A 13,804-nucleotide genomic window follows, 5' to 3' on the forward strand; every position below is an offset into this window, starting at 1 on the left:
CGCCGCCCGGTCTACCGGACCTCGAACCCGTACACCGAGTAGCCGTACGGTGTCGCCCGGTCGACACCCTGCAACCGGACCTGCCGCCACGTACCGGACAGCGGGACCCGGTCGGTGCCGCCGTCACCGTCGGTGACGGCGGCGATGGTCGTCCACGCACCCGTCGTCCCGTCCCGTCCCTCGATGCGGTAGGCGCGGCCGTACGCGTCCTCCCACCGGATCGTCGCCTCGTGCACCTCGTGCCGCGCGCCGAGGTCGACGTCGAGACGGGCGTCGTCCCGGTGCTCGCTCGCCCACCGCGTGCCCGGGTCGCCGTCCACCGCATGGCGTGCCGGGGTCCCGGCCGACTCGTCGCCGGACGACGACACCGCGGCACGTCGAGCGAGGTCCGGCGTCGGCGAGCCCTCGGTCGAGAACACCCGGAACGACCAGACCGAGACGCCGTACCGCGTCGTGCGTGTGTCGGCGACCAGGCGCACGAACCGGGCTCGGACGCCGTCGAGTGCGTGCGTCTCGGTCCCGCCCCTGCCGTCGGTCGTCGTCGAGACCGTGCGCCACGGGTCGGACGCCCGGTCGCGGACCTCGACGTGGTCCGACGCCGCTGCAGCCGTCTCCCAGAGGACCTCGACGCGGTCGAGCGGCAGCACCGAGCCGAGGTCGACGGCGAGCCACTCGCCGTCGCGAGCCGTGCTCGACCACCGGGTGGTGTCGTCGTCGTCCACGGCTGCGTCGCCCGACAGGTCCCCGCGCTCGTCGGACGAGGTCGTGACCCGCTTGCCGACGGCGACGTCGCGGGAGACCGCAGGCGACTCGCCCTGGTCGAGGGTCGTGAGGACGGCCTGCCCGGTCGCCGCACCACGGACCGCGCGGACCGTCGCGGTGGCACCGCCGCGGTCCGGCAGGGTCGCCGTGCCCGAGGCGCTCACCGTCGCGCCCTCGTCCGCGGTCCAGACGGGCTGGGCGTCATCGGTCAGCAGGCCGCCGTAGCCGTCGGCGTCGAACCCGTACGCGGCGAGCCGGACGGACGAGCCGGGCAGCACCGTGACGCTGCGCGGGGCGACCAGCAGGTCGCGCACGTCCACGTCGGCGGCGGCCGGTGTCCCGGTCACCTGCACGTCCCACACCGAGTAGCCGTACTGGGTGAGGCGGTCGGTCATGTGCAGCCGGACGAAGCGGGCGGTCGCGCCGACCGGCACGGTGTCGACCGACGCGTCCGCGTTCGTGACGGTGCGGACGTCCCGCCAGGGGCCGTCGTCCGCGTCGGACACCTGCACGACGTACCGTGCCGCCGCGGCGTTCTCCCACGTGACCCGGAGGTCCTCGACGTCCCGCACGGACCCGAGGTCGAGCGTCAGGTCCACCGTGTCGACGCCGTGCGCGCTCTCCCATCGGGTGGCGGCGTCCCCGTCGACCGCCTTCGCCGCGGTGTTGCCCCCGTCGGTCGAGCTCGCCACGGCGGAGGTCACGTCGACGACCGGCACCGACGCGATCGACGAGACGACGGCGCTGCCTTCGACCCCGCTGGCCTCGACGCCGCCGACCGTCGCCACGACGTAGCCCGCGCCGGGCGCTGTGGTGGTGAGGGCCCCGTCGCCGGTGACCGTACCGCGGGCGGTGGTGCTCCAGGCGACGTCGGCGGGCAGCGGAGCCGGGTCGCCGTACTGGTCGTGCCCCTCGGCGGAGAACGTCACCGGCTCCCCGACCACGGCACGGGCCGTTCCGGGCGTCACCGTGATGCCCGTGAGCACCGGCGCCGGCGCGACGCGGAGGTCGTACGAGTCGGAGACCGCGCCGACGGTCGCGATGACGGACACCGTGTCCGCCGCGGCCCCGGCGTGCAGGGTGCCGTCCTGGTCGATCGTCCCCGCGCTGGTCGACCACCGGACGTCCTCGAGCGGCATCGTCGCGCCGTACTGGTCGAAGCCGGTCGCGGTGAACGCCGTCGTGCTCCCCGGTGCGAGCGTCCGCGGGTCACCCTCGGTCCCGACGACGATCGTCGCCAACCGGGCGTCGAGGTGCGACGTGACCTGCGTCCGGGCGGGCACCGCGATCTGCCCGATGACCCGCTGGCCCTCGAAGACGTCGTAGGTGTGCTGGACGTCGTCGATGTTGTCGATCACGTAGGAGTACGTGCCGTCGGCAGCGCGGAACACCTGGCTCAGCGGGCTCGACGTGTGACGGTCGGTGACCTCGTGCCCGACGGAGCGGTTCGACATCGCCTGGTGGTAGACCATCCCGGCCATCGACCGACCGGTGACGGCCGGGTCGTGGTCGGCCCAGAGCGCGGCGTGCACGTCGGCGTACGTGTCCGGGTCGTACTGGGCGAGGAACCCGAGGACCACGTTGCCGAGCGCGTCGCCCATCTCGCTGAAGACCGCGGCCGCGCGGGCCGTGTCGGCACCCGGGTGGTGGTCGGTGAGGTCGACGCCGTACAGCCGGTCGATCGTGTCGGCGTCCGCTCGGTAGTCGGTGACGAGGAACGGCAGGAGCGGCGACGGCTCCGGCCAGTCTCCCGGCTGTCGGTCCGCCGTCGGGCCGTCGATCTCCGCGGGCACGAGCGCCGCCGGCAGGGTCTCGGGCGTCCACCACCGGGACGGGAACACGACGGAGCCGTCGTCGTCGACCGAGACGTACAGCGTGTCCGTCGACCGGTCGTACAGGGGGTTCGTCGCGGTCTTCGCCGTCACGTAGCCCGGGTGGTTCCGCTCCACCGCGCGGACGGCGTCCTGCAGTTCACCGATCGCCGCCGACCGGTCCCGCGTGATCGCGACGTCCCCGTAGGTGCCGACGCCCCACCACTTCTTGGTGAGCATCTGCACGTGCCCGGCGTTGCCGTTCACCACGCCGTCCTGCCCGACGACCTCGCCCCGGGCGGCCATCATCTGCCGCATGATCGCCTTCGAGAAGTCCGGGTCCCACCCGAAGTACGTGAACCACGGGGCGGTCGGCATCCACTGGATCCCGTAGATCCAGGCGGGGTCCCCCGAGAAGTACGTGGCCTCGGCCTGCCCGGAGTCGAACAGGATCCCCGCCTGCGCCGCGTCGTACGCCTCGGGGAACGCACCGTCGCCGTCGTACACGGCCGACGCCGGGTTGCCGTGCGCGTTCTGGTAGTAGTCGCGGACGGCAGAGCGCTCGGTGACGTACTGCACCGCACCCGCCGCCTGCATGTCCTCGTCACCCAGCACCGTGCCGAGCAGGAACAGCCCGGCCTCGGACTGGATCGCCTCGGACGACGACTCCTGGTTGTTGCCGCCGGGCGAGGACACGCCGCCGGCGTTCGAGTGGCCGGTCCACACGCCGAAGGTGCGGAAGTGCGGGAAGCGCTCGTCGTCGCGGTCCCAGTTGGCGTACTGCTTCGCGACGAGGGTGGCCATCTCGCCGTACCGCTGTGCCCAGTCGGGATCGGCCCGCCCGAGCAGCGCCGTCGCGAGCGTGAAGTAGCCGTAGTGGAAGTGGTTGTCGTTGAACTGCGCGGACCCGTACGAGTCGCCGAAGCCGATCAGGGCCTTCCACGTCGGGTACATCGCGAAGAAGTGCTCCCGCTCGCCCTCGCTGTACGTGTACCAGTCCGTGAGCGCGCCTTCGAGGGTGGTCCGCATCCGGGCGGCGTCCTCGGTGTCGCCGATCTGGTCCGCGACGCTCATGTACGCGCCGAGCTGCTGCAGGTCCTTGCCACCCCAGTAGGTGTCGCCGCCGTAGGTCGTCTTCTCGGCGTAGTCCGACAGGTACTGCCGCATGACGTCCTCGCGGTACGGGTCGTCGCCCGTGCTCGTCGGCTCGGCACCGATCGGGGTCAGGCCGCTGAAGGCGTACCGCAGCGTCCAGCCGTCGTGCCCGACGGTCGTCCGCATCGTGCCGCGCGGGGTGGCGTAGGTGGCGCCGGTGAAGTGGAGGTCGTGCTCGGCCTCGGCGTACTGGTGCTGCAACCAGCCCTGGACGGTGTCGTGGTCGGTGCCCTGCAGCACGTCGGTCTGCAGCGACCACCGCTGCTCGACCGCTCCCGCTGCGGGGTCGTACAAGTAGTCCATCCGGGTGTCACGCGGTACGGCGAAGGCCGTGCGGTGCAGGTCGTCGAGCGTCAGCCCCTGCTCAGGCACCGCGCTGAGCACGAGGAAGGGCGTGCCCGCGGATGCCTCGAGCACGTTCCCCGTGCGGGTGAAGGTGGTGCCGGTCGGCGCGTGCACCCCGAACACGTGTCCGTCCTGCCGGATCTCGAAGCGGTCGGTCGTGATCGTCCCGGTCAGTCCACGGCCGTCGGCGTCGGTGAGCGCGGCCCCGTCCTGCAGGGTGATGCGCGGGGTCATGCCGTGGAACTCGAACCACTCGTACGGCGACCCCTGCACGCTCGTCACGTCCATGTACTGACCGCCCGGTCCGGCCTGCGGCATCCGCCAGCTGACGTTCCAGTCGCCCCAGCGCAGGGCGTCGGCCCGATCGGCCGAGAACGCCGTGGTGAACCGCTGCGCGATGCCGTCCGGGGCGTCGGTGAGCAGGACCTGGTCGACCAGGACGTGCGCCCACCCGGCCCGGAGCGAGTCGACGACCCGGACCTGTGCCGTCTGCCCGCGGTACGCGCTGACGTCCCACGACGTCCACCGCAGCTCCTCGCTGTCCGCGCCGGTGGCCTCCTCGACGACCTCGCCGTCGACGAGCAGTTGCACGGCCTCGGCCCCGGGGTGCCGGCCCCCGCCGACGAGGAAGGCGAGCGTCGACCGGTCGACGGTGAACCCCGGCGAGGTGAGCGTGCCGGTCGCGCCGTCGCCGTCGCGATCGGTGAAGGAGTCGACGAACCCGTGACCGAGCCAACCGGACACCGCGCTCTGTCCCGACGCGGTCCCGGACGAGGTCCCGCTGAAGGCATCCCCGGTCGTGGTCCACCCGTCGGGCAGGCCGTCCTCGAAGTCGGCGAGCACCCGGTCCGAGGCGTCCGGCGTCGGGTCGACCGTGCCGCCGACGGTGACGGGGGCGTCGAGCCGCATCGCGGTGCCGTCGGCGTTCCAGGACGTCGGGTGGGTGAGCTTCGTCCCCTGTGCGCTGTTCGACGACACGAAGGGGTACGCCCAGAGGTCGCCGGAGTACCGGCTGACGAGCAGGTCGGTCCACCACTGGTTCGTGGGGACCGGCTTCCCCGCCTGGGACGGGTCGACGTACAGGTGCTGGTCGACGGTCTTCCGCACGTCGGCGACGGACGCGATCTCCGCCGGCGGCGTCGGCGCGTACGAGCCGTCCCCGACACGCACGCCGTCGACCTGCGGGCCGGCAGCACCGGGAGCGGGTGCCGCTGCCCGGCCGACCGGCGGGTGTGCCGGGTCGGCGGACCCGGTGCCTGCGGACCGGTCCGGGAGGTCCGTCGGGAGGGTGCTCGCGGACGCGAGGTCCGCGGCGGCCAGAGGGGACAGGGTCAGCGCGCCGAGCAGGAGCGTGACGACGACGGTGCGGACCAGGTGCACGGAGGGTCCCCTTCCGGGAGCGGAGGTTCGGCGGCGGAGCGTGCGTCGGGTCGCAGGGACCCCTGTCGGCAGCGCCGCACCCGACGTCAGGAGAAGTGAGGATCCGTGCCGCGCTCCGGCGCCGGCACGTCCGGCGGTGCGCGTCCGCCGAGCCCGGACGCGCACCTTCGCCCCGGCTCACAGCGCGCCCGGGGCTACGGTCGGACCGGTGACCGACGAACGACGCCGCGAGGTCGGCGACAGCGACGCCCCCGTCGAGGATGAGATCGAGGAGTCCTTCGACGCGGTGGTCGACGAGGGTGCCGAGCGCCTGCAGCGGACCCTGCGGGTGGTGCTCGCGACCGGGTTCGCCGGCGGCCTGGAGATCGGGCTCGGCGTGATGGGCTACCTCGCCGTGCTGCACGAGACCGACAGCCACCTGCTCGCGGGTCTCGCCTTCAGCATCGGGCTCGTCGCGCTGTACCTGGCGCACAGCGAGCTCTTCACCGAGAACTTCCTCATGCCGATCGTGGCGCTCGTGGCCCGCGAGGGCACCGTGTCGCAGCTCGTCCGGCTCTGGCTCGGCACGCTGGTCAGCAACCTCGCCGGCGGCTGGGTCGTGATGTGGCTCGTCGTGCAGGCGTTCCCGCAGTGGCACACGGTGCTCGAGGAGTCCGCCCGGCACTACGTCGACGCACCCTTCGGACTGCAGACCGCCGTGCTCGCGGTGCTCGGCGGGAGCACCATCACCCTCGTCACGCGGATGCAGCAGGGCACCGACTCGGACCCGGCGAAGCTCGTCGCGGCGGTCGCCGGCGGCTTCCTGCTCGCCGGGTTGCAGCTCTTCCACTCGATCCTGGACTCGCTCCTGGTCTTCGGGGCGATCCAGGCCGGTGCGTCCATCACCTACGGGCAGTGGGCCGCCTGGTTCGGCTACGTGCTCCTGTTCAACGTGCTCGGCGGGGTCGTGCTCGTGACGTCGCTGCGCATCATCCGGTCGGCGGACCTGCTGCGCGGTCGAAGGCGCGACGCGCCGGACGCACCGGACCGCGGGACGGGCGAGCAGGAGCGGGACACCGCGCACTGACCGGGGCGGACGACGGACGGGAGGCCCGTGGCGGCGTCGCCACGGGCCTCCCGTCCGTCGTCGGGTCGCGTCAGTAGACCGGCGGCACGGTCGGCGGGTCCGCTGGCGTCACGTCGTCGCCCGGGACCGATGCCGTGACCGCGACCGCGTGCGGGCCCGGGTCCACCAGCAGGCGACGGCGACCGTCGGTCGCCGAGCCGGCGACCAGCGCCGTCATCGAACCGGTCCCACCGCCGGACGAGACCTCGACCGACGACTCGTCGAACCAGAGGGTGAGCGCGACGCGATCCCCCTCCGGTCGGACCGTGGCCCCGACGTGCCGCTCGAACGCCGCCGGGAGGCCGACGGCGGCGGGACGGTCGAGCCGGAGCGAGGCGTCGGCGGCGTCGTAGCGGAGCCCGAGCCGCCGGCGACCGTCAGCGTCGTCGAGGTCCAGGCGCACGACGCCGTCGGCCGCACGCAGCGCGATCGCGACCTCGACGCGGACCAGGCCGGGCAGCTCGTGTGCGCTGGCCGGGTCGTCCTCCTGCCGGAGGACCGTCCCCGCAGCGCCGTCGGGCCCGACGATCCGCTGCACCAGCTCGAGGCGTCCGTCCCGCTCGGTCAGGCCGAGCACCCGGGCGGCGGTCATCGCGCCGCGCCACGGCCGGGTCGGCAGGTCCTTCGCGTAGTCCCAGTTGTCCATCCAGGCGACGAGGGTCCGGTCCTGACCCTCGGTGCCCGAGAAGGTGACGCCGGCGTACGAGTCCGGGCCGTGGTCGAGCCAGCGGTACGTCGAGAGCTCCTCGGCCGACTGCTCGCGCCACGACCCGTCCGGCAGCCGGGTCTCGGCGGGCAGCGGCTCGTCGGGGACGAACCGCTCGCCGTCGAACTGCCCGAGCACGACGTGGGTGCCGGACCCGCCGGCCACCCCGCCGGGGTTGAGGCTGATCAGCAGCACCCAGACCACACGGTCGGGGTCGCCGTCGACGGTCAGCGGGAACAGGTCCGGGCACTCCCACACCCCGCCGACCGGGCCGGCGGGGCCGTAGGTCGACACGAGCGTCCACGAGAGCAGGTCGGTCGAACGGTGCACGAGCACCTGGCGGTCCTGCGCCTCGACGGCGACCATGATCCAGCAGGGACCGTCCGCGCCCTCGTACCGGAACACCTTCGGGTCGCGGAAGTCGGCGGACCCGCGACGGAGCACCGGGTTGCCCGGGTGCTTCCGCCACCGGTACCCGCCGTCCGTGCTGGACGCGAGTGCCTGCGACTGCTCGGTCTCGGCCGCCTGCGTCCAGATCGCGACCAGTGGCGGCTGCTCGGCAGTCCCCAGTCCGCTCGTGTTCTCGGCGTCGAAGACCACCGAGCCGGAGAAGACCTGGCCGTCCTCGTCGGCCTCGAGCGCCACCTCGTGCTCGGTCCAGGTCAGCAGGTCGGTGCTCGACGCGTGCCCCCAGCCGACCGTGCCGTGGTCGATGCCGTTCGGGTTGTGCTGGAAGTAGAGGTGCCACCGCCCGTCGTGGCGGACCAGGCCGTTCGGGTCGTTCATCCAGTTCCGCGCGGGGGCGAAGTGCACCCTGGGGCGGCGGATCGTGGCACCGTCCGCTGCCGACTCCGTGTGCGCGGTCTCCGTCACCGTGCTCACTTCACGGACCCGGCGGTCAGGCCGCGGACGAAGAAGCGCTGGAGCGACAGGAACACCACGAGGGGCACGATCAGCACGATGAACGACCCGGCGGCGACCAGGTTCCAGCCGGACCCGTACTGGCCGAGCAGGCCGAGCAGGCCCTGCTGCAGCACCGGGTTGGTGTTGCCGATGAAGATGTACGCGACGAGGTAGTCGTTCCACACCCACAGGAACTGGAAGATCGCGAACGACGCCAGCGCCGGCACGGACATCGGGACCGCGAGCCGCCAGAAGATCTGGAAGTGCGATGCGCCGTCGACGCGCGCGGCCTCGATCAGCGCGACCGGCAGCGTCGACATGTAGTTCCGCAGGATGTAGATGCACAGCGGCAGCGCGAAGGCCGAGTGCACGATCCAGGCGGCCGGGAAGGTCCCGGTGATCTGCAGCCCGGTCGCCTCGGTGATCGTCTTGTACAGCTGCAGGACCGGGATCAGCGAGATCTGCACCGGCACCACGAGCAGGCCGACGATGACCGCGAAGTAGAACTCCTTGAACCGGAACTGCAGGAACGTGAACGCGTAGGCCGCGAACGCGGAGATCATGAGCGGCAGGATCGTCGCCGGGACCGCGACCGCGACGCTGTTCAGGAACTCGGCGGCCAAGCTCTGGCCGGTGCCGGACGTCGCCCCCGTCAGGGCGTTCGAGTAGTTGTCGAGGGTCCACTCGGTGCCGAACAGGTTCCCGAAGACGGTCCACCAGCCGGTGCCCTGCGCGGCGGTCGTGGTGCGGAAGCTCGTGACGAGCAGGCCGATCGCGGGCACCATCCAGAGCACGGCGATGAGGCCCATCACGATGCTGAGCAGCACGCGGGGACGCTGCTCGGCGCTGGTCTTCGTGACGCGTTCGCGCTTCGTCGCGACGATCTTCGGGGCACCGGCCACCGGGACGATCTCGGTCATCGGAGGGCCTCCTGTTCACGGTAGGTCCGCACCTGGTACACGATGACCGGGACCACGGCGAGGATGAGGATGACGACCACGGCGGACGCCTTCCCGGGGTTGTTGAACGCGAAGAACTGCGAGTAGAACTCGACGCCGAGCACGTTCGTGTCGAACTGCCCGTTGGTCATCGCGAAGACGATGTCGAAGATCTTCATCACCGTGATGAGCACGGTGATGCCGACGGCGATGATCGTCGTGCGGATCTGGGGTGCGATCACCCGGAAGAACGCCTGTCGTTCGCTGGCGCCGTCGATGCGTGCCGCCTCGATCGTCTCCTCGGGCACGGCCTTGATCGCCGCGGAGAGCAGGACCATCGCGTAGCCGGCGTTGAGCCAGATCACGACCGCCATGAGCAGGAAGCTGTTCATGCGCAGGAAGTCGTTCTGCAGCCACGGGATCGGGTTCTGGTGCGTGATCGCGGTCCAGATGCCGTTGAGCAGGCCGACCTGCGGCTGTCCCGGGGCGTTGTACGCGTAGACGAACGACCACATCGACGCGGCGGCGATGAAGCTCACCGACATCGGCAGGAAGATCAGGGACTTGAAGGTCTTCTCGCGCTTCGGGCCGAGGCGGTCCGCCAGGGTCGCCACGAGCAGGCCGATCACGACCACGACGGCCGGGACGACGATGATCCAGAGCAGGTTGTTGAGCAGGGTCGACAGGAACGACGGCGTCGAGAAGAGCGACACGTAGTTGTCGAGCCCGCCGAAGGACGTCAGGCCGTACTGGTCGGTCTTCTGCAGGCTCTGGATGACGGTCTGCACCGTCGGGACGACCAGGAAGACGAGCAGGAGGAGCAGGACCGGGCCGATGAAGACGTAGGGCAGGAGGCGACCGTGCCACTTGCCGTGCGTCTTCGAGACCAGGAAGTTGAGACCGAGGTAGATCAGGAACGAGACGGCCAGTCCGCCGATGACGGAGACGAGGACGCTGAGGACTTGCTGCACGAGGGGTCACCTCACTTCGTTGTCGGGGTGTGCTGTTGCGGCGTGCAGGCGCCGAGGGTCGTGGCGGTGCCCGGTCGGACACCGCCACGGCTGGAGGTGGAGGGTGTTACTGCGACGGCCAGGAGGCGTCGATCGCCTTGAGCGTCTCGTCGAGCGACTGCTGGCCCGCGGTCCAGGCCGTCAGGTTCGTCCACTCGGTACCGGCACCGACGGCGCCCGGCATCTGGTCGGAGGCGTCGAAGCCGAAGACCTTCGAGTCCTTCACGGCCTGCTGCGCGACCTTCTGGAACGGGCTGGTGTACTCCGACGCCGGGAAGTCGTTGTGCGGCGAGAGCGCTGCCGACCAGTTCTTGGCGTAGCCGTTCGTGCCGAACTCCTTGCCGACCAGGTAGTCGACGACCTTCTTGGTGTTGTCGTCCTTCTTGAAGGCGGCGACCAGGTCACCACCGCCGAGCGTGCCCGACGTCGCGGCACCCTCGGGGGTCGGGAGCGGGAAGGCGTTCACGTTCGTCGTGTCGCCCTTCGCGATCTGCTCCTGGATCGCGGACGGGAAGTTGCCGGTGATGAACGTGCCCTGGCGCATCATGTAGCACTGGCCGGCCGGCTTGCCGCCGTCGACGAACAGGTTGTTGCCCGCCGCGCCGAAGTCGGTGGACGCCATGGCCTTGCCGCCGCCGTTGACCGCGCCGTCGGCGAAGATCATCGACTCGACCTTGCCGGCGGCCTGCTTGACCAGCGGCGAGTCGAACTTCACCTTGTGGGTGATCCAGTCGTCGTACTTGTCGAGGCCGCCGTAGCGGAGCACGTACTCCTCGAGCCAGTCCGTCATCGGCCAGCCGTTCGAGCCCTGCGACGCGATGCCGACGCACCACGGGTAGCCGGAGCCGTCCTGGATGATCTTGTCCTGCAGCGCGGTGAGCTCGGCGTCCGTCTTCGGGACCTCGTAGCCCTTCGCCGCGAAGGCCGCCGGGTCGTACCAGACGAGCGACTTCACGTTGATGTTGTAGGGCAGGCCGTACGTCTTGCCGTTGACCTTCGCGATGTCGGCGAGACCGTTCGCCTCGTCCGCGGTGACGCTCTTCACGTCCACGAGGTCGTCGAGCGGCTGGATGCCCTGGCTGATGAGCGACTTGAGCACGCCCGGCTGGGGGAAGATCGCGACGTCGGGGGCCTGGCCGCCCTTCACCTGCGTGACGATCGACGTCTGGAAGCTGTCACTGCCCGAGTACTTGACCGTGATGCCCTGGCTCTTGGCCCACGTGTCCAGGTCCTTCTGGAACGCCGTGGCCTGTGCACCGGTGAACCCACCGGAGATCGTGACCGTGCCGTCCGACGACCCGGATCCGCCGGCGCTGCAGCCGGTCAGCGTCAAGCCGGTCCCGACCGCGAGCGCGGCGGCGACGGCGATGCCCTTACGAAGCCTCATTACTTCGACCTTTCACTCGCACAAACCCAAATCGTTTTGTGTCGAGGACGAGCATCACACAGGGCGCAACCGCTCGCCACGGGCGAAGGTCACGAACGAGTAACGGTTACCGGTCCGATCGAGCCCCGGACGACCAGCTCGCCGCGGAGTCGCTCGACCCCGGCACGCGGCGTCTGCGGCGCCTGTGGCGCGGTCAGCGCGCCCGTCTGCTCGAGCGCGCGGCGGACGGCGGCGCGCCCCATCTGCTCGTGCGGGAGCGCCACGGTGGTCAGGCCCGGTCGCAGGGCTGCCGCGACGATCTGCAGGTCGTCGATGCCGACGACGGACAGGTCACGTCCGATCCGCATGCCGCGCTCCTCCGCGACCTGGTACACGCCCATCGCCATCTGGTCGTTGAAGGCGAAGACCGCGGTCGGGCGCTCACCGGCGTGCGCGTCGGCCGCCTGCGACGGTGTGGGCCCGAACAGTTCCGTCGCCGCCCGGTGCCCGGCCGCAGCGTCCGCGACCTCGCCGGCCGCACGCACCACCACGGGAGTACGGCCGGCCTGGACCAGGGTCCGCTCGTACCCCTCGACCCGGCCCGTCACGGCGGGACCGGCACCCTCGACCGTCAGGTGCGCGATGCGCCGGTGGCCGGCCTCGAGCAGGGCACGGACCGCCGTCGCGGCGATGTCCTGCTCGTCGGGCACCACGGACGGCACCGGGGCCGCCGGATCGAAGGCGTCGAGCAGCACCGTCCGCGCCGGGTCGAGCGACCTGGGCAACCGGATGACCCGGTTCGACGCCGACGCGAACACCACCGCGTCGACCTGGCGCTGGATGAGGGCGTCGATGCGTGGGTCGTCGAACTCCCCGGCCGCGATGTCGACGATCATCAGGACGTGGTCGTGTGCGGCGGCCTCGGCCTGCGCCCCGACGATGATCTTCCCCGCGTAGGGGGTCGACGCGATCTCCTCGGACACGAAGCCCAGCACCGCTCGTCGGTCCGTCCGCATGGCGCGGGCGATCGGGTTCGGGGCGTACCCGAGGCGTTCCACCGCCTCCTCGACCCGCAGGCGTGTCCGGGCACTCACGGTGCCCTTGCCGCTCAGGGCGTGCGAGACCGTCGTGATCGACACCCCGGCCTCGGCCGCCACGTCGCGGATGCTCGTCGATCGCGCCACGTGGTCTCCTGCCTCTGCCGTCCGGCTCGACGGCCCCTGGCGGGAACCACCCGAGGACCGCACGTGCTGAGCCTAGTCACGCACTCGGCGGACGCGGGCGCCGTGGAGGACTACCGCGGAGCGGGCGCGGCGAGGAACTACCGCGGAGCGGGCGCGCCGACGGCGAGCGCCGACGCCAGGGTCGCGATCAGACCGAGGCGGGCGAAGTACGGTCGCGACTCGACCGGCAGCAGGGCGATGAGGGCGAACGCGTCGGCCGCGGCCGACGCGATGCGGCCCTGCTCCGCCGGGGAGAGCGGCACCCCGGCGACGACCAGGGTCGCCCACCCGACGATCTCCGCGGTCGGCAGGTCCGGGTCGCAGACGCTCGCACGGTCGACGCCGTCGGGCAGCGTGGCCGTGTGGTGCGCGCGCAGGGCGGCGTCGAGCTCGTCTCGCATCCGTCCACCGTAGAGAGCGACGCGGCGCCGGTCCCAGGGAACCGGGGGACGTCGCTGCCCGGTCGCCGGGTGGGCTCCCGGCTCGCCCGGGTTGAGTGGACCGGTGCAGCCATCATCGGAACCGACGCAGACCCCGGCGGACGGCACCCTGCTGTCCCTCGTCTACGCCAGCCGCGCCGTCGTCGGCTTCGGACTCGACGACCTCGACGACCTGCTGACCCATGCCCGCAGCGCGAACGCGAGCGTCGGGGTGACCGGCCTGCTGCTGTTCCGTGACCACCGGTTCCTGCAGCTGCTCGAGGGTCCCGCCACCGCGGTCCGCGAGAAGATGGCGTACATCGCCGAGGACCCGCGTCACGACCAGGTCACCGTGCTGCTCGAGGAGCAGGTACGGTCCCGCCAGTTCCCCGACTGGTCGATGGGGTACGCGGCCGAGGCCACGCTGCAGCGCGCTGCGGTACCCGGTCACCGCACCACCTTCGACGACCTCGACTTCCTGCCGGACGACCACGGCGGGGCGCCGGACCTGGCCGCGGTGCGGGAGCTCCTGCAGTGGTTCCGGCAGGACCGCACCGACGGCGGTCCTGACGCCGGCACGGCACGCGCGCGCTGACGCGGTCCTGAGCGACCCCGTCCGGACGGGAGGCACGTCGCCGGCCCGCACCGCGCCTCCCGTCCGGCACCACGCCGGTCCGCAGC

9 protein-coding genes are annotated in these 13,804 nt (G+C 71.6%); 2 read left to right on the top strand and 7 right to left on the bottom strand.

From position 1 onward, the window contains the following. Positions 1 to 11: 11 nt before the first annotated feature. Positions 12 to 5,453, bottom strand: a complete 5,442-nt coding sequence (locus D8M35_RS01530) for a discoidin domain-containing protein (protein WP_126890221.1) — start codon at positions 5,451 to 5,453, stop codon at positions 12 to 14. A 208-nt stretch (positions 5,454 to 5,661) separates the two neighbouring features. On the opposite strand from D8M35_RS01530, the gene D8M35_RS01535 reads away from it, so the two are divergent. After that, positions 5,662 to 6,519 (top strand): formate/nitrite transporter family protein, encoded by an 858-nt coding sequence (locus D8M35_RS01535; protein WP_126890222.1) that lies wholly within the window; start codon positions 5,662 to 5,664, stop codon positions 6,517 to 6,519. Between the two features lie 70 nt (positions 6,520 to 6,589). On the opposite strand, the gene D8M35_RS01540 is transcribed toward D8M35_RS01535, so the two are convergent. The 6 genes from D8M35_RS01540 to D8M35_RS01565 all read right to left on the bottom strand — a co-directional run bounded on the left by D8M35_RS01540 (position 6,590) and on the right by D8M35_RS01565 (position 13,105). Continuing rightward, positions 6,590 to 8,146: a glycoside hydrolase family 32 protein gene (locus D8M35_RS01540; protein WP_126890223.1), complete on the bottom strand. Its 1,557-nt coding sequence runs from the start codon at positions 8,144 to 8,146 to the stop codon at positions 6,590 to 6,592. Continuing rightward, a complete protein-coding gene (locus D8M35_RS01545; protein ID WP_126890224.1) occupies positions 8,143 to 9,087 on the bottom strand; it encodes a carbohydrate ABC transporter permease in 945 nt (314 codons plus the stop codon). The genes D8M35_RS01540 and D8M35_RS01545 overlap by 4 nt, the downstream gene beginning before the upstream one ends. Then, entirely contained in the window at positions 9,084 to 10,076 is a 993-nt protein-coding gene (locus D8M35_RS01550; RefSeq protein ID WP_058748928.1) for a carbohydrate ABC transporter permease, read from the bottom strand. The genes D8M35_RS01545 and D8M35_RS01550 overlap by 4 nt, the downstream gene beginning before the upstream one ends. Positions 10,077 to 10,182: 106 nt before the next feature. Beyond that, positions 10,183 to 11,502: an ABC transporter substrate-binding protein gene (locus tag D8M35_RS01555; RefSeq protein ID WP_126890225.1), complete on the bottom strand. Its 1,320-nt coding sequence runs from the start codon at positions 11,500 to 11,502 to the stop codon at positions 10,183 to 10,185. An 89-nt stretch (positions 11,503 to 11,591) separates the two neighbouring features. Continuing rightward, positions 11,592 to 12,665 (bottom strand): LacI family DNA-binding transcriptional regulator, encoded by a 1,074-nt coding sequence (locus D8M35_RS01560; RefSeq protein WP_161972557.1) that lies wholly within the window; start codon positions 12,663 to 12,665, stop codon positions 11,592 to 11,594. A gap of 137 nt (positions 12,666 to 12,802) precedes the next feature. Beyond that, on the bottom strand, positions 12,803 to 13,105 hold the full coding sequence (locus D8M35_RS01565; protein WP_126890227.1) for a hypothetical protein: 303 nt from the start codon (positions 13,103 to 13,105) through the stop codon (positions 12,803 to 12,805). A gap of 103 nt (positions 13,106 to 13,208) precedes the next feature. Between D8M35_RS01565 and D8M35_RS01570 the strand changes: the two genes are divergently transcribed. Then, positions 13,209 to 13,718 (top strand): BLUF domain-containing protein, encoded by a 510-nt coding sequence (locus tag D8M35_RS01570; RefSeq protein ID WP_161972558.1) that lies wholly within the window; start codon positions 13,209 to 13,211, stop codon positions 13,716 to 13,718. Positions 13,719 to 13,804: the final 86 nt, after the last annotated feature.

This window comes from Curtobacterium sp. HSID17257, from assembly GCF_003989515.1.
Classification (GTDB): Bacteria; Actinomycetota; Actinomycetes; order Actinomycetales; family Microbacteriaceae; genus Curtobacterium.